Origin of the sequence: Bauldia sp. (assembly GCF_965232525.1) — a bacterium.
In the GTDB taxonomy this organism is placed as follows: domain Bacteria; phylum Pseudomonadota; class Alphaproteobacteria; order Rhizobiales; family Kaistiaceae; genus Bauldia.
The window spans coordinates 2,150,039-2,166,998 of sequence record NZ_OZ246980.1 but is presented as its reverse complement, the minus strand read 5'-3'; the positions used below and the strand labels follow the sequence as shown (position 1 = coordinate 2,166,998).

Annotated in this window: 12 protein-coding genes; 5 read left to right on the top strand and 7 right to left on the bottom strand. The window is 65.7% G+C overall.

Features of this window, described 5'->3' with window-relative positions:
- Positions 1-38 precede the first annotated feature (38 nt).
- A complete protein-coding gene (locus tag ACO076_RS10305) occupies positions 39-704 on the bottom strand; it encodes a peroxiredoxin (protein WP_421726625.1) in 666 nt (221 codons plus the stop codon).
- Positions 705-846: 142 nt separating this feature from the next.
- Positions 847-1,725 (bottom strand): LysR substrate-binding domain-containing protein, encoded by an 879-nt coding sequence (locus tag ACO076_RS10300; protein ID WP_421726624.1) that lies wholly within the window; start codon positions 1,723-1,725, stop codon positions 847-849.
- Positions 1,726-1,888: 163 nt separating this feature from the next.
- Here ACO076_RS10300 and ACO076_RS10295 point away from each other — a divergent pair, with 163 nt between their 5' ends.
- The 5 genes from ACO076_RS10295 to xseA all read left to right on the top strand — a co-directional run bounded on the left by ACO076_RS10295 (position 1,889) and on the right by xseA (position 7,143).
- Positions 1,889-2,224 (top strand): DUF1127 domain-containing protein, encoded by a 336-nt coding sequence (locus tag ACO076_RS10295; RefSeq protein WP_421726623.1) that lies wholly within the window; start codon positions 1,889-1,891, stop codon positions 2,222-2,224.
- Between the two features lie 112 nt (positions 2,225-2,336).
- Positions 2,337-3,128: a 16S rRNA (uracil(1498)-N(3))-methyltransferase gene (locus ACO076_RS10290; RefSeq protein WP_421726622.1), complete on the top strand. Its 792-nt coding sequence runs from the start codon at positions 2,337-2,339 to the stop codon at positions 3,126-3,128.
- A gap of 122 nt (positions 3,129-3,250) precedes the next feature.
- Complete coding sequence (locus tag ACO076_RS10285; RefSeq protein WP_421726621.1) at positions 3,251-4,621, top strand: glutamate--cysteine ligase; 1,371 nt, start codon at positions 3,251-3,253, stop codon at positions 4,619-4,621.
- Positions 4,622-4,696: 75 nt separating this feature from the next.
- Positions 4,697-5,548, top strand: a complete 852-nt coding sequence (locus ACO076_RS10280; protein WP_421726620.1) for a universal stress protein — start codon at positions 4,697-4,699, stop codon at positions 5,546-5,548.
- A gap of 53 nt (positions 5,549-5,601) precedes the next feature.
- Positions 5,602-7,143, top strand: a complete 1,542-nt coding sequence (gene xseA, locus ACO076_RS10275; RefSeq protein WP_421726619.1) for an exodeoxyribonuclease VII large subunit — start codon at positions 5,602-5,604, stop codon at positions 7,141-7,143.
- Here xseA and ACO076_RS10270 read toward each other — a convergent pair.
- The 5 genes from ACO076_RS10270 to ACO076_RS10250 all read right to left on the bottom strand — a co-directional run bounded on the left by ACO076_RS10270 (position 7,140) and on the right by ACO076_RS10250 (position 16,935).
- Positions 7,140-7,706, bottom strand: coding sequence for a GNAT family N-acetyltransferase (locus ACO076_RS10270; protein ID WP_421726618.1), 567 nt, complete (start codon positions 7,704-7,706; stop codon positions 7,140-7,142). The genes xseA and ACO076_RS10270 overlap by 4 nt on opposite strands.
- 26 nt (positions 7,707-7,732) lie before the next feature.
- Positions 7,733-8,047, bottom strand: a complete 315-nt coding sequence (locus ACO076_RS10265; protein WP_421726617.1) for a c-type cytochrome — start codon at positions 8,045-8,047, stop codon at positions 7,733-7,735.
- An 83-nt stretch (positions 8,048-8,130) separates the two neighbouring features.
- A complete protein-coding gene (gene pbpC, locus ACO076_RS10260) occupies positions 8,131-10,260 on the bottom strand; it encodes a penicillin-binding protein 1C (RefSeq protein WP_421726616.1) in 2,130 nt (709 codons plus the stop codon).
- Positions 10,261-10,267: 7 nt separating this feature from the next.
- Positions 10,268-15,742, bottom strand: a complete 5,475-nt coding sequence (locus ACO076_RS10255; protein WP_421726615.1) for an alpha-2-macroglobulin family protein — start codon at positions 15,740-15,742, stop codon at positions 10,268-10,270.
- A gap of 113 nt (positions 15,743-15,855) precedes the next feature.
- A complete protein-coding gene (locus tag ACO076_RS10250) occupies positions 15,856-16,935 on the bottom strand; it encodes an efflux RND transporter periplasmic adaptor subunit (RefSeq protein ID WP_421726614.1) in 1,080 nt (359 codons plus the stop codon).
- Between the last annotated feature and the right edge of the window lie 25 nt (positions 16,936-16,960).

Sequence of the window (16,960 nt, the reverse complement as noted above, 5' to 3'; positions counted from 1 at the left end):
CCGAAGGGCGCGCCCCACCCATCTTCGTTGAAACGTGACTATTCTCCACGCGGCTGTGGCACGATTCGGATGTAGGGCTTCGGTGATTTCCAACCATCCGGCCAGATCTTTTCCGCCGCTTCGTTGGTGACCGACCCAGCGATGATCACGTCGTCACCTTCCTTCCAGTTGGCCGGCGTCGCGACCTTGTGGTTGGCGGTGAGCTGGAGTGAATCGACGATCCGCATGATTTCGTCGAAGTTCCGACCGGTGGTCATCGGATAGGCGAGCATCAGTTTGATCTTCTTATCCGGCCCGACGATGTAGACCGTGCGCACCGTCTGATTGTCCGCCGGTGTCCGACCCTCGGAGGAATCGCCGGCTTCGGCCGGCAGCATCTCGTAGAGCTTGGAAACCTCAAGCTCCGGATCGCCGATCATCGGGAAGTTCGGGGCCATCCCCTGGGTTTCCTCGATGTCCTTGGCCCACCCCTCGTGATTGCCGACCGGATCGACGCTGAGGCCGATGACCTTGACGTTCCGTTTATCGAAATCCGGCTTGAGCTTGGCAACGACGCCGAGCTCCGTGGTGCAGACCGGGGTGTAGTCCTTGGGGTGCGAAAACAGGATCCCCCAGGAATCGCCGAGCCAGTCGTGAAATCGGATCGGGCCTTCGGTGGTTTCAGCTTCGAAATCGGGGGCCGTATCGCCAATACGCAATGCCATCTGTCGTCTCCCTCGTGAACGGTAGTGGACCGGATTTATGCCTGTGCCAAGCTTCGATCAAGGCAGCAAATGCCGGTGATCGCGCCCGACATAGAACATCTGGTTCGCCGTACCCCATGGGACGCAAAACGGCTTCCGGAAGCTATGCAGCAGCGGCCGGAAGGGAAATGTTATCGAGCGAGGAAACAACATGGTCCGCCAGTGCATCGATGATCGCCGAACTTGGCCGGTTCCAGGAGCGAATCAGACCGATTTCGCACATCGGTAGCGCCGGCATTCCATCCGCCTCGCCGAGAACACGCATTCCCGGTCGCAGGGCCGACTCGGCCAACGCCGTGACCGCCAAGCCGGCGGACACCGCTGCGCCGACCGCGGTGGAGTTGCTGCTTTGGTAGAGCACACGAAACTTGCGGCCGCTTTCCGTCAGCGAATCCATGGCCGCGGCGCGCCAAAGGCATGGCGGCTTGAAGAGCGCCAGTGGCAATACCTCCTCGTCCTCCGGGGCATGATGGTTGGATGAAACCCAAAGCAAGGGTTCGCGCCGCACCACTTCAACCGCTCCCTCGCCGCAATTGGTCACAATGGCAAGGTCCAGGTCGCCGCCTTGGGTGAGCCTGATCAGATCGAGCGACTGCTCGCAAACCACCGATACCTCGACCTTTGGATTGGACCGCGAGAACCGGGCGAGCACCTCCGGCAGGAACCGTTCCGCATAATCATCCGGCGTTCCAAGCCGGACGCTCCCCGACAACTCGGTCTCATCGAAAGCGGCAATCGTCTCGTCGGACAGCCGTATGATGCGCCGTGCGTAGCCCAGCAACCGCTCCCCATCGTCTGTTAGGCGCGAGGCACGGCCTTGGCGCACAAACACCGGCTTGCCGATACGCTCCTCCAGACGCCGCATCTGCATCGATACCGCCGATTGGGTCTTGAACACGGCATCGGCGGCCTTGGTGAAACTGCCGGTTTCCGCGATCGCCACAAAGGTCCGGAGCTGATCCAGGTCAAGGCTGGTAGCCATCTCGTTGCTCCCTTCGAAACATCAGGATCTCTGATGACGAATATAAGAAACATTCGTTGGAATGATCAATCGGTACGATGCATATTTCGGGTGTCTCAAGCGCGATCTGAGGCCGATAGTGCCCCGGAACACGCGCTGACCCACCTACTTCAGGAGCGTCGTCATGACGACCGTCGATCTTCACAGGCCGGCCTCTGCCGGTGAAAAGCTGCTGCGCGCCATTCTTCTGCCGGGCGCCCGTGCGATCGCGGTGCTTCGAGCTTATCGGAATCGTCGCGCGGTCGCGAACCTCCTCAGTCTCGATCCGCACATGCTCGGCGACATGGGCGTAACGCCACACGACGTCCGCTCGGCCCTGGCGTCGCGGATCACCGACGATCCGTCGACTCACCTGGCGTCGTTGGCGCAGGAACGCCGCGCCGCGCGCACCGCACAATCGCGAGAGCGCCAACGTCGCTTATCAGGCGATTCGCCCGATCAAGCCCGACCCACGAACTGACAGAGCCGCAATGTCCCCTGGGGCTCTGGACACTGGCCCGCCATTTTGGCGGGCCTTTTTTGTGGCTTTCTGCCTTGCCTAAGCCGCTGCGCGAGGATATCCGGCGCGAGTCATGGCGCGCTACGAATTCCGGACCACCCGTCTGTTCGTCGAGACCGATCTCGCAGCCGACGCCCTCGTTCCCCTCGACCGCCAGCAGACCAACTACCTGACCAATGTCTTGAGGATGAGCGAAGGCACTCCGGTCCTGGTGTTCAATGGCCGCGACGGCGAATGGCTGGCTGGCTTGCGCCAACAGGGTCGGAAGGTCTTCGCGCTTGAAATCGGCGAGCAGCAGCGGGCGCAGCCTCCGGCGCCCGATCTCCACTATCTGTTCGCGCCGCTCAAGCAGGCGCGCCTGGACTACGTGGTCGGCAAAGCCGTCGAGATGGGGGTCGGGCGCCTCCGCCCGGTCATCACCCAGCACACCCAGGTGACCAAGCTGAACCGAAACCGCGCCGAGGCGAACATCATCGAAGCGGCAGAACAGTGCGGCGTGTTGGCGGTGCCGACCATCAACGATCCGCAGCCGCTCAACGGTTTGCTCGATTATTGGCGCCAGACCGATCCGGAGCGGCGAATCGTTTTCTGTGACGAGGGGCATCCCGGCGATGATGCCATGACTGCGCTGACCGGCCTGCCACCCGGACCACTCGCCGTCCTCGTCGGCCCGGAAGGGGGATTCTCAAACGCCGAGCGCGATCGGCTCCTCGGACTCCCCTTCGTTTCGCCGCTTCCCCTGGGGCCGCGTATCCTGCGCGCCGACACGGCGGCGGTTGCTGCACTTGCTCTTGTCCAGGCGACGGTCGGCGATTGGTCTCAACGCCAAGACCAATCACCATCGGCGACCACCGTGGCCAGATGAAGCGGCGCGCAACGGCCCCCGAAACGTCCTGCGCGGGCTGCGACGATAAGCCGATTGCCCCGATTGCCGGACGCCAACCGCGCCGCTACAGTGGCGCCTCGTTTCTCATGGAAAGATCGTGAATGGCCCGCGACGTCACCGATTCGACGCCGATCGTTTCGCGCGACCAGCTCGTTGAAGCGCTGTGTGGCGGTTGCAAGCCGGCGAGCGAATGGCGGGTGGGCACCGAGCACGAGAAGTTTGGTTTCTACCTGAAAGATCATGCACCGGTCCCTTACGATGGCCCTCACGGTATCCGACAGTTGCTGGAAAGCATGGCGTTCCTCCTGGGCTGGAACCCGATCACCGACAACGACAACATCATCGGACTGACCGATCCGACCGGACAGGGAGCGATTACTCTCGAACCGGGCGGACAGTTCGAATTGTCCGGCGCTCCACTCGATACCATTCACCAGACCTGCCGAGAGGTGAACGGCCATCTCGCTCAGGTCAACGAATGTGCCGAACCGCTTGGCATCGGTTTTCTTGGCCTCGGCGCATCGCCCGTCTGGACGCTAGCAGAGACCCCGCGCATGCCGAAGTCCCGGTACGACATCATGAGCCGCTACATGCCGACCGTCGGCCGGCATGGCCTCGATATGATGTATCGGACCTGCACCATTCAGGCGAATCTCGATTTCTCCGACGAAGCCGACATGGCCATGAAGATGCGCGTCGGTCTCGCGCTCCAGCCGATCGTCACCGCTTTGTTTGCCAACTCGCCGTTTACCGATGGTCGACCGAACGGCTATCTCTCCTGGCGCTCGGAGACTTGGCTCGACACTGATCCGCATCGCACCGGCATGCTGCCGTTCGTCTTCGAGGATGGCTTCGGCTTCGAGCGTTACGTCGACTGGGCGCTCGACGTGCCGATGTATTTCGTCAAGCGGGGCGACATTTATTACGATGTCGCCGGCTCGTCGTTTCGGGACCTACTCGATGGCAAGCTCAAAGCGCTGCCGGGTGAAACGGCGACGATGTCGGACTGGAACAACCACCTTACCACCATGTTTCCGGAAGTCCGTCTCAAACAGTTCATCGAGATGCGGGGTGCCGATGGCGGCTCAGGCCGGAGGATCTGTGCCCTGCCTTCGTTTTGGGTCGGCCTCCTCTATGATCGCACCGCACTTGAGGATGCCTGGGCGCTGGTTCGCGACTGGTCGGACGAGGAGCGTCAGGCGCTCCGTGAAGCGGTGCCCAAATCCGCTCTTGCGACGACCTTTCGCAACCGAACCGTCCTCGACATTGCCCGCGACGTTGTCTCCCTGGCTCGCGAGGGGCTTCGACGAAGGGCCAGTTTGGATGAAGATGGCCATGACGAAACCATCTACCTCGCATCGCTCGAAGAAATCGTCGCCAGGGCCGAGAGCCCGGCCGACTCGCTTCTCACGGCCTACGAGACCCAGTGGGCCGGCGACATCGACCGCATCTACACCGACTATGCGTATTGATCGCCCTCAAGGCCGCGCCGGTGATGGCACTTTAGGGTGTGAAGCTCCGATGTTTCTCAAAAGGGAGGCAAGCCCATGACCACCAAACAAGGGGCGGCCATCCGCGACATTCTCGTCATCCTCGATCGCGGCGATGAGCAGCGGTCGGCCAAGATCGCGGCGGATCTCGCGCGGCAAGCGGGGGCGCACCTGACCGGGCTCGCCGTGGCGCTGGAACCGTTCATCCCGACCTACACGATCGCCGCCGCCGTGCCCGCCGATTTCCTCGCAACTGCCCGCGAGCAAAGCTACACGGACGCCAAGGAAGCGCTCGCCCGATTCGACACAATAGGCCAACAGGCTGGCGTGGCGGTCGAATCCCGGCTTGGCGAATCGGTCAGCGGAGACGGCTTCGCCGCGGTGGTGCGCAACGCGATCCTCGCCGACGTCGCGGTAGTCGGGCAGCACAATCCCGATAAGCCTGAGCCACTCCGAGAGGCGCTCATCGAAGCGCTGTTGTTTCAGGCCGGCGTGCCAACCCTGATTGCTCCGTACGCGGGTTCCGAGGACTTCGACACGGACGTGGCCGTGGTCGCCTGGAACGGAAGCCCGGCGGCGGGCCGCTCTGTCCGAGCGGCAATGCCGTTGCTGTCGATGGCGAAGGAAGTCGTCGTGGTTATCGTCGACGAGGGACGCCCGATCGCTGGCGAACCCGGTGCCGACATCGGTGCGTATCTCGCACGGCACGACCTAGCGGTCACGGTGCGCACGATCGACAACTACCCCGGTGGTTCTGGCGAGGCGATCCTGTCTTTTGCGGCGGACGCGCGTGCAAGCTGGTTGGTGATGGGCGGCTACGGCCACAGCCGGTTGCGCGAGTTCCTTCTCGGTGGCGCGACCCGCCACATTCTCGCCAATGCGACCTTGCCGGTCTTGATGTCGCACTAACGGACGCAACCGCCGCCCTTGACCGCGATGGTCGCAGGCGGCACCTGTTGGCCATGCCTGCCCCTGCCCCGAATCTTCTCGAATACTCCGTCTCCGAGATTTCCAACGCCGTGAAGCGCGCCGTCGAGGATGGCTTCAGCTATGTGCGCGTGCGTGGCGAGATTTCGGGCTTCCGCGGCCCGCACTCATCCGGCCACTGCTATTTCTCTCTGAAGGACGATCGGGCCCGCCTCGAAGCGGTGGTGTGGCGGTCGACCGTGCCGCGGCTCCGGTTCAGGCCCGAAGAGGGAATCGAGGTGGTCGCGACCGGCCGCCTCACCACCTTTCCCGGCCAGTCCAAATATCAGATCGTCATCGACGCGCTGGAGCCGGCTGGTGTCGGCGCGCTGATGGCGCTGCTCGAAGAACGGCGCAAAAAGCTAGGCACCGAAGGCTTGTTCGATGCGGCGAGAAAGAAGCCCCTGCCCTACTTGCCGCAGGTCATCGGCATCATCACATCGCCAACCGGCGCCGTCATCCGCGACATCCTCCATCGCCTTGGCGACCGGTTCCCCGTCCGGGTGCTGGTGTGGCCGGTCACGGTGCAGGGGGAAACCGCGGCCGGCGAGGTCGCCACCGCAATCCGAGGCTTCAATGCGCCGGCGCGGGACAGCGGTTGGCCGCGCCCAGACGTCCTGATCGTCGCCCGCGGCGGCGGCAGCCTGGAGGATCTCTGGGCCTTCAACGAGGAGATGGTGGTCCGCGCCGCGGCCGCATCGGCGATTCCGCTGATCGCCGCTGTCGGCCACGAAACCGACACGACCCTGATCGATCACGTCGCCGACCGCCGGGCACCGACCCCGAGCGCCGCGGCGGAGATGGCAGTCCCCGTCCGCACCGAACTGGTTGCCGACCTGCGCGCCCTGGCGGCCCGGCATAGTGGTGCCATGGGCCGCATTGCCGAGACGCGCCGGCGTAATCTCGCTGCTGCGCTGCGCGCGCTACCGAAGCCGGACGACATTGTCGCCTCGCCGCGTCGGAGCATCGACGACCTCGGCGTCCGGCTCGGTCAAGGCTTGAGTGCGAACGCCCGCGCGCATCGTCTCCACTTCGAACGAAGCGCAGCGCGCCTGTCGGTAGCACGGCTCGAAGCCCTCCTTCGACAAGCGAGCGATCGGCTGCAAAGTCTGGCGCAACGACGGGACACGATGGTGAGCGGACTGAACCGCCAGCGCCGCCTTGCCCTCACCGCTCAGGCTGACCGACTTCGACCCGAACCGATCACCAATCAGATCAATCGCGACCACCAGCATCTCGCCGCTGTGGCGACCAGTCTGGCGCGCGCCCAAACCGTGTTTGCTGCACAACGGAAACGCGATCTCGCGGCTCTCGGGACGCTGCTGAGGAGCGTCTCATATCGCAACACGCTGGCTCGTGGCTTCGCCCTGGTGCGCACCGACAAGCGGCCCATCCATTCCGCGTCCCAGGTGACGAGCGGGGACGGCCTCGAAATCCAGTTCCACGACGGCAATGTGTCGGCGGTAGCGACCAGCGGCAAGCCGCGCCGCAAGGTGGCCAAGCCGCCACCTGGAGACGATCAAGGGCGCCTGCTCTAGCCGGGCGACAACCTGTAGCGCATGACGTGGCGGCGCTTGCCGGCACGACCGATATCCTCGAACCCGGCACGCGCGAACACCGAGATGAAGCCCATGAAGCGGTAGCTCGGTGCGTCTCCCGGGATCGGATAGGCCTCGACCACGGTGGCGCCGCGATCTCGCGCGTGATCGACCGCCGCCGCGATAAGGCGGTAGATCATGCCCTCGCCGCGCCGCCGGCGCGGAACGTAGAAACAGGCGATCGACCAGATGATCTCACCCGGCTCGGCCGGCGGCCCGCCAAGATTGCGATAGGTGTCGCGGGGCGCCACCGACACCCAGGCAAGGGGCGCGCCGTTCTCATAGGCGATCAACCCGATCGGCGTTCCCGCGTCAAGCCGGGCCATCATCTGCGCCTTTCGGCTTGCACCGTCATTGTGCTTCGCCTCGGCCGGTGTCCGCCGCCAGACCATGCACCAGCAGTATTTCGGCGCCCCGCGAGACGAGAACAGCGTCTCGAAATCGCCACGGGTGTCGGCATCGACGGCCCGGAAGGTCAGTCCATCGTCATCGGATTGGTTCACATCCGCTCCCGCTTCGGCGCTCGGCGCTACTTGCGAAGGCTCCGAATATAGACGACGAGATCACGAACCGTGTCAGCAGGGACGATGAAGTTGGGCATGGTCGGATGCGGGGTCTGGAAGAACGAGACCAGAGCCAGTTCCGACATGCCGGGAACGTTGGCGACTTCGGAGAACGGCGGAGCGCCGAAATAGGGGCTTGCATAGTCGCCCCGGTCGATGGCGTGACAGTCGGCGCAATTCTCCTCGGCAAAGGCATAGCCGCGTTCGGCGTCGCCGAGTTCGACGGCCGAAGCTGTCGTTACCGTCGCGAATACAAACAATCCGGCAAGGATATAGCGCATTGAATCAACTCCGCATTCCGGCGACACGGTCACCGGTCCTGGAGCGCGCGGCATTGATTCAGGTCAGAGGCGAAAACCACCCGCTACTCAACGAACACCGTCACCCGGTCGGAACGTCCGGACGCATCGACTACTGACAGGGTGACATAGCCGGCGCCGTCGGGTTGCCATAACTCGGTGCGGTCGAACGGTTTGCGGGCGAGCGGGACGCCGTTGGCGAAGAAGGTGAACGGCGGCGCGCCGTTGCGAACCTTGATAGCGAGTGGCTCCGGATCGCCAAAGCGGATACCGAGATCGACGGCGACACCGTTCTGTGGAAAGGCGATCTGCGGTCCGGCGTCCTCGGCGACGACCGCCGCGTCCGGGTGACGAAAACGCCGCAGTGGTGGCGGCAGCGAGGCCGTGTTGGCCACCAGCACATCGGCCGGTGCAGGCGGTAGGAGCCGGCGGTGCGGTCCAAGCCGGCCAAAGGCCTCGAACAGGATCGGTGCGGCGGTGGTCGCCCCCGAGACCCCGGACACCGGGGTGCCGTCCGGCCGGCCGATCCACACGCCGATCACGTGTGCCCCGTCGAAACCGATCGCCCACGCATCGCGGTATCCATAGGAGGTTCCCGTCTTGTAGGCGATCTGGTCCGGCGATCCGGTCACTGGCGGTGGCACATCGGCAAGGATGTCGGCGACCTGCCAGGCAGCCGATGACGTCAGGACCGAAGAGCCGGCCGCGGCACGCCCGTCGCCCTGCGCCTCGCCAAAGGTAGACCGCAGCGGTACAGCCTCGCCGCCGGCGGCAAGCGCGGCGTAGAGGCCAACCAGATCGCGCAGGCTGACGCCAACACCGCCTAGACCGATCGCCAGTCCCGTAGCGGATGCACGCGGCAACTCTGGTGTTATCCCAGCGCGCTTCATCCGCGCCAGCAACCGCGCTGGACCGACAGCATCGAGCACCACGACCGCCGGGATGTTCAGCGACTGCGCCAGCGCCTCGCGGATCGTCACGGTGCCACGGAAATCGCCATCGAAGTTTTGCGGCGCATAGCCTCCGAAGCCGGTCGGTCGGTCGTCGATCAGGCTCGCCGGGTGCGCCAGACCTTCTTCGAACGCGAGCCCGTAGATCAGCGGTTTCAGTGTCGAACCGGGTGACCGTGGGGCCCGGGTCATATCCACATGGCCGGCGCGGGCGTCGTCCAGGAAACCGGCGGATCCGACCGACGCAAGCACGTCTCCGGTATGATGATCGGCGACCAGGATTGCGATCGACGCGCGCTTGCCGACCGCGGCCACCCGATCGCGGGCGAGCGCCTCCAGCCCGGTCTGCAGATCGCGATCAATGGTCAGCCGGTGAACCGCAGCGTCGGGCGCCGCCGCCACCGCTTGATCGGCGAGGTGCGCTGCGTGCATCGGGAAGAATCGCCGCGCCGTTGGCACCCGGTCGCGTTTGGCGGCCTGTGCTTCCTCGGCGCTGACCACGCCGGTCGCCACCAGCCGGTCGAGCACCTGGTCGCGTGCCGCGCGCGCCGCGTCAGGGAAGCGATCCGGCCGTCGCGCTTCCGGCGACTGCGGCAATGCCACCAGCAACGCCGCCTCGGCGACCGTCAGTCGCCCCGGCTCCTTGCCGAAATAGGCGAGCGTCGCGGCGCGGATGCCTTCGAGGTTGCCGCCATACGGCGCCAGCATCAGGTAGAGATCGAGGATAGCGTCCTTGTCGAGATGGTGCTCGATTGTCCGCGCCATCAGGATCTGGCGGAGCTTGGCGCTGGCCGAACGGGTCGGCGCCTCCTCGATCAGCCGGGCGACCTGCATCGTCAACGTCGACCCGCCGGAGACGATCCGTCCGCCGGCGGCAACGAACTGCCCGGCGGCGCGCCCAAGCGCCCGGTAGTCGACCCCGTGATGATCAGCGAACCGCCGGTCCTCGTAGCCGATCAGCATGGCGATGAAGCGTGGATCGACATCCGCCTGCCGCGCTGGCAGCCGCCACCGCCCGTCGGCGATGGTGAAGGGCCGCAGCAGCCGTTGGTTTCGATCGAGCACGACCGTCGACGTGGCGACCGCGGCCGGGTCCGGCGGTATCGGCAAACGCGACTCGATATCGGCGACCAGCCAGGCGACCAGCCCGGCAGCGGTCAACCCGACCAGACCGAGGACACCGGCCCCGACGAACAGCCGTCGTCGCCAGCGGCGCGATCGCTCTTTCATCGCTGCTTGAGCCACGGTGCCCTCAGCGGGTTGGACCGACCACCTCGACCGAACCCGCGGTGGTCCTCGCACGTAGATACGGCCGGTACATGTCCTCGACCGTCGCGCCGGGGTGGACGAACACGCCTGGCGACACTGCCCGCATTGCATAGGCGACCTTGAAGGCGAGCGCGTCTCCGTCCCTGCGGTCGAGGGCGGCGACGAACCGATCGGTCCGCGCCTCGGTGTGGCTGGCATTGCGGCTCACATCCAGCCACGGGAACGAACGCACATCGCCGCTCGCGGAGATGTTCGGGTTTTCGATCTCGTAACCGGCCGGCACCGGGTCGACGACCATCACCTGACCCTCGCGGTCTCGATCCCCCGTGACCGTCACGACGACCACCACCCGCTGGTTCTGCCCGACCGTGCCGATGTCCATCGGCTCGCCGTCCGGAGTGAAGAACGCCCGCTCGATGGCGAAGCCCTCGCCACCGGCCGGCTCCGGCGTCCTGGTGACACCCGTGGTGGCGACCATCGCCTCAAGATTGTCGTCGTCGAGATTGGTGATCCGCACCGGTGACGCCTCGATCCGTGACTGGCCGTATTCCCTGAACAGTGGGCCGGCGACGGAGGCCCCGTCGATCTCGAAGCTGGAGCGCTGGGCGTCGTCGATCAGCGCCGCCGCAGCGAGAAGCATCCACGCGTTTTCCTGGGTGCTGGTGTACCGGCGGCGAGCGTCGGCTTCCGCCACGTCACTGGCGAGTGCCTGGAGGTCACCGACGCCGACATTGGTTTCGGCCGCCAGGGTCAGGACCGCCGCGGTGTCGCGCAATGGACTGCCGTAGTCTCCACGCCATGCGGCACTACGACGGCCGTCGAGATCGGAGATCGCGGCGCGGAAAGCGTCTGCAGCGCGACGCTGCTCGCCGTAGAGCGCGAGTGCGGCGCCGACCTGGGCCTTGGCGAGAGCCGTCCCGAAGTTGTCGATCTTGGCTTCGGCATAGTAGCGGAGGTCGCCGAGCGATGCCTTGCCGTTACGGGCGAGGACGTAGAGCGTGTAGGCGACATCCTCGCCGCCGTTCTGGAAGTCGTCGGCATAAGCAATGCGGTTGGCGAGATTGTCGAGGGCCAGACGAAGCGGTAGCGCCGGCACGTCGTAGCCCTTTTCGTCAGCCCGGGTCAGGAAGTCGGTGACGTATGCGTCGAGCCACAGGTTGCCGCCACCATAGGGTCCCCACAGCCCGAAGCTGCCGTTCGCCGACTGATTGGCGAGCACGCCGGCGATCGCTGTCTGCACTCGCTCCCGTACCGCCGTGTCGGACGCGACCCCGATCGAAGCCGCCACCGAGTCGAGATAGACCAGCGGTAAGGCGCGGCTGGTTAGCTGTTCGGTGCAGCCATAGGGGTAGCGGTCGAGCGCGGCCAAGATGCCGGCCACATCGAGCCGACCGGCACCGCCGATCGAGACTGTCACGGTGGCGGTGTCGGGCACATATTCAGCCAGCGGTTCCGTATCGACCGTCAGGGTACCTCCCCCCGCCAACTCCACCACGTTTCGGCGGGTCACCGGTTCGCCCGGCGGGCGAATGCCGAGCGCCAGCGTCTTGGCGAAGCTCTCGTCGTCCGGCGTTTCCAGCACGATGTCGATGGCGTGGTCGCCGACCGCAATCCCGCTGATCGGCAGATCGAGGCGCACCTTGCCGCCCGATTCGAGCGACAGCGTGCGCGTTCGGTCAGACGCTGACAGTCCGACGCCCGCATCAAGGTGGACCGACAGCGCGTAATCACCGCCGACGCCGGCCACGTTGTCGATCTCGATCAACAGACGCGACGTATCGCCGGTCCTAAGGAAGCGGGGAAGGCTGGCGGCCACCACGACCGGATCGCGGACCAGCACATCCTTGGCGGCATGGCCAACGCCGGTGCGCGACCACGCCATCGCCATGACCCGCACCGAACCGTTGAATTCGGGCAAGTCGAACGAAATCGTCGCCGTACCCTGGTCGTCGAGGGCGACGATACCGGAATAGAACGCCACCAGCTTCTCCGTCGGCGGCGGTGCCGCGAGGCGGGTCGGCGCACCGTCGCCGCCCGACCGGATCGTTCCCGGCACACCCTGCATTCGGTCGATCAGCAGCCCGTAGAGGTCGCGGATATCGGTGCCGAGCTTGCGCTGACCAAAGTACCAGTCATCCGGCGCAGGCGTCTGGAAGTCAGTGAGATTGAGGATACCGACATCGACCGCAGCGACGGTCACGAACGCCGGCTCGCCCGCCGGCAGGTTGTCGACCGTCACCGGAATCGTCATCGGGCCGCGCGGCTGGATCTCGTCGTCAACGCCCAGCGACACCGCGAGGTCGCGATCGCCGGGGGCAACTTTGGCCCAGGCGAGGCCGAGGGCGCGGGCGGGCATGCGTCGGGCCGGCACGTCCATCGGCCGATAGAGCGATGCGGTTACGTAGGCGCCGGCGCCCCAGGCCCCGGTCACCGCGAGGTCGACCGTGGTGCCCTCCTCCGGCACATCGACCGCCATGGTCGAGATCAGCCGGTCGTCGACCACGTTGACCAAAGCGACGCCGGCAAACCGCGGATCGAGGCGCAGCTTGGCTGTATCACCGGCGCGGTAGGCTGGCTTGTCCAGGGCCACCGCCAGCACGTCCGGGGTCTCCGACCCTGCGGCGGCGATCGCCCAGCCGGCGCGGAAGTCGACGCTGGTCGCCGCCGGCACAGCGCCCGACCGTTCGACCGTCAGTCGGTACCGTCCCCAGTCGACATTAGTCGAGACCGGAACGGAAGCCGCTGCATCGGTGGCGACCTCGCCTGACGCAACGCGCCGTGGGATGGTGATCAGTTCGTAGTTCCAGTTCCCCCCGGTCCGGTACCACTGATACTCGGTTTCGATCCGGTCGAGCTGCCACGACAGTGTTTCGCCGCCGAGGCGCGCACCGTCCGGCGACACCAAAACAACGTCGAAGCCGACCGTCGATCCCTCATCGACTTCGTCGCCATCGAATTGCGGCTTGACGCCGATCATCGCCGCCGATGGCGTCACCGGTAGATCCAGCGTCCGCTCCACCGCCCGTCCGTTGGTATCGGTCAGCCGCACGATCGCCTTGCCGGCAAGCGGGCGCGTCGTCACCGGCAGCGGATCGGGAAGGCCAACGTCGAGCGTGGCGTGGCCAGTCGTGTCGGTTGTCGCGACCAGATCGATGGGACGCCGGAGCGGACGGACCGGATCGTCGGCGAGGCCAAAACGGTAGCCCGAAAAGCCGTCGCGCGAGCCGGACGCCCGGACCTCAATGTCGCCGTCCACGGACAGGCCCGGTGCCGGCGCGCCATAGAGATACCGCGCCTCGAGATCGACGGCGACTGGCGCGTCTTCGGTGAAGGCCGTCGCGTCGCTCGACAAGGTGAAGGCCAAGCGCTCGGGAACGAAGTCCTCGACCAGGATCGCGGCTTCGGCCAGCGGCGAGCCCTCGGGATCGGCGTAGAGTTTCGCCCGCCACGATCCGCGCATGGCGCTGTCTTCGAGCGGAATCGAGATCGAGTAGCCGCCGAGGCCCGCGTCGGACAGCGTGTCGTTGAGGTATTCGACACCATCCGGCCGCTCGATCACCAGCGTGATCGGCAGGCCGGGAACGGCGATCGCCTGGGCATCGCGGACTAGCGCGGTGAGATGCACAGTTTCGCCCGGCCGGTAGATTCCGCGTTCGGTGGTGATGAAAACGTCCAGCGGACCCGGCGCCGGCCGTCCTTCCACACCACGATCGGAAAGGTCGAACGCCGCGCGGGCGAGATCGAGGAAGGCGTAGTCACCCGCCGCGGTCGATACGTCGACCATTTGTGGCGTCGCGCCGCCGGTCCCACGCGCCAGGCCGGGCGCGAATACGGCGTAGCCGGTGTCGTTCGTCACCGCCTCGCCCAGGATGTCGTTATTGGTGGCAACCAGTCGCAGCGTCGCGTCGGTAACCGGTTCGGCCGTCGACAGCGAGCGGACGAAGACATGAACACCGTCGCTGCCGGTGAGCGTCGTCAGCCCCAGATCGGAAACGATGAACCATTGGGTAGCGAACGTCCCCCACTCGTTCGGATCGAGCTCGGCACGGGCGGTGATGGCGTAGACGCCCGGTCGCATCGTTTCCACCGCCTCACCGATCGGGATCGCCGTCGTCACGGTCTGGTTGAGCTCCGAGTCGATGAGGACTTCGCCTTCCCAGACTTTCTCGCCCTGTTCGCGCGCAATCGTCTGAGCGGCGTAGGGCGCCAGCGCCCGGAGGAACTGGTTGTCGCGCAACGCGCCGGCGAGCCCGCGCTCGCCGATCCGGTAGACCACGGCTTCGGCGACATCGGCGTTGACCGAAGCCAGCGGGATGGTGGCATCGTCGCCGGCCGGCAAAACGTAAGCGTTACCTGCGAACCCGACCCAGGGGGCCCGGTCGCGAACGAAAATGTCGAGGCTGACTGGACGCTCCAGTACCTCGCCGTCGGCCGCCGGGAGACCATTGCGCAAGCGTACCGCGTAGCGGGTACCGTGCGCCACGCCGTCGATGCAGATCTGCCGGGTCTCCCGCTCGATCGCTAACCCTGCCGACGGTTCCACCGTGACAAAGTCGGCGAGTTCCGGCCGGTTCACCGGCAGGTCGTCCGAAAAGGTGACGCAAATCCTGGGGTTGGCGACGTCGGCATCGACCTCGTGCGACGCCACGCGGAACCCGTGCTCGGCGATCACGTCTTCATAGGCTCGGCGAACCGAGTTGTTCTCCCGAATAGCGAGGCTGGCTCGGTAGGCGCGATAGGCCGGCTTCCAGACTTCCCGCAACCGGAAGCCGTCCCCCATCAACGCTAACGCGCTCGCCTCTTTGATCGGTTCGTCGGCGCGGACATAGGCGTTGATCGCCGCCGCCGTTCCATCGGCGTAGGCCGCCCGACGGTCGGACCAGTTCTGCGGCGTGCGCGCAACGCTGGCGGCGGCGAAATCGAGCCACAAACCGGAGTCGTCGTCCGCCACCGACAGCGCCCGCCCGGCGAAGATCGCTGCACCGCTATAGTCTGCGTTGCGGTAGGCTTGGGCGGCCTCCTCGCGAAGCGACTCATACCCGGCCCCGGCGGCGTCAAACCGTGCGGGCAGCGAAACCACCAGCGACCGAGCCTCATCGAGGTAGGCATCGGGCACGAACTCGAGCATCGCCAGCCGCTGGTCCTGAAGCCCCGGCGTCAGGTCGATCGCGTCGACGACCCGACCGGCGACCGCACCTTCCGCAAAGGTGAGGGCGCTGAAGTCGGACTTGAGGAAGCACCAGTTGGCGCTGGTGTTGAACGTGAAGGCCTTGCAGCGATCGTCGGCGAGACACGCGCTGTGGCAGGCCTCCAGGGTCGTATCCTGTAGGGTCGTATGGTCGAAGCCAGTGTAGTCGGCGTTTTCGGTTTCGATGATCCTCGGTTCGGCCGAGGCGGCCAATCCTGAGAGCGCCAAAACGGCGATGGCACAGGTTACCGAACGGACGACGTCGCGCATGGATCGCTTCCTCCCGCTGCCGTCCCGCCCCGGGGACGGGCCGAACTCTATGCGTTGAGCGAAGGCGGGTAAAGCGACTGGATCACACCGTCACAACCGTTTCGACCGGACCGTTACTGCGTCGCGACCGAAACCGATTCGTCATCGCTCAGGGACGAGACGGCGCCGTCGACGACCCCTGTGACGACGACATCGCCAATCGCGAGCCCGTTGCTAACGACTGCCGCATTGTCACGCTTTTCGCCGACGGTCACGTCCACCTTTGTCACTGTCTCGGAAGTGCTGTCGTATTTGAACACCGAATCGGAACCGCCATCGCTCCCGGCAATGATCGCCGACAAGGGCACGAACACGCCGATCGCTTCGGGCGGACCGGGCTCGATCACCGTGACAGTAGCTTTCATCCCGGTGCGGATCGTGTCGGGAATGACCATGAGACTCACCCAGCCGACAACGGTGCCGCCGCTTTCGGTTTCGTCTGCGGCGATCGCGGCGACCGTGCCGTCCACGGTCAGGTCGATGTCCGGAATTGCGATCGACACCGCCTCGTTGACGCCGATTCGTTCGAGGTCGGGCTCAGCCAGATCGAGCGACACACCGACGCTGTCCCAAGCGTAGGCGGTCGCGACCGTCTCCCCGGCCCCCACCGAGTTGAACGCGGCGGTGGCGATCGTGGCAACCACCCCATCGAAGGGCGCGAGGATTTCGGTATCACCGATCAGACGCCGGGTCGCTTCGAGCGCGACGCGGGCCTCGTCGACTCGCAATTGGACCGCCTCCAGCTCCTGCTGAAGTTGCTCCGGATCCGGTGGCGGGACAGGCTCGCCCTCGAGCAGACCGAGGCGTTGGATATCCGCCTCTTTGGCGGCCAACGCGTCACGTGCCTTCTGGAGCTCGGCTTCCGCATCGCGGATGGCGCCTTCGACCGGTGCCGGATCGAGGCGCGCGACGGGCTCGCCTGCGCTCACCGCCCCTTCGGCATCGACAACGATGGCTTTGACCGTACCGGCGATCGGGAACGACAGGTCGACGATAGTATCGGACTCCACCGTCGCGTCGAACGTTGGCGGCGGCTGGAAAGCGGTCTCAGTGATCTCAGCGGTCTCGACGGTCGGCGCCCGACCGCAAGCGCTCAGGAACACGGCGAACACGACCGCCGAAGCCGCCAATGGCGCAACCGTTCTCGTTGCCATGCCGATGACCCCGCCTCGCCCGCGC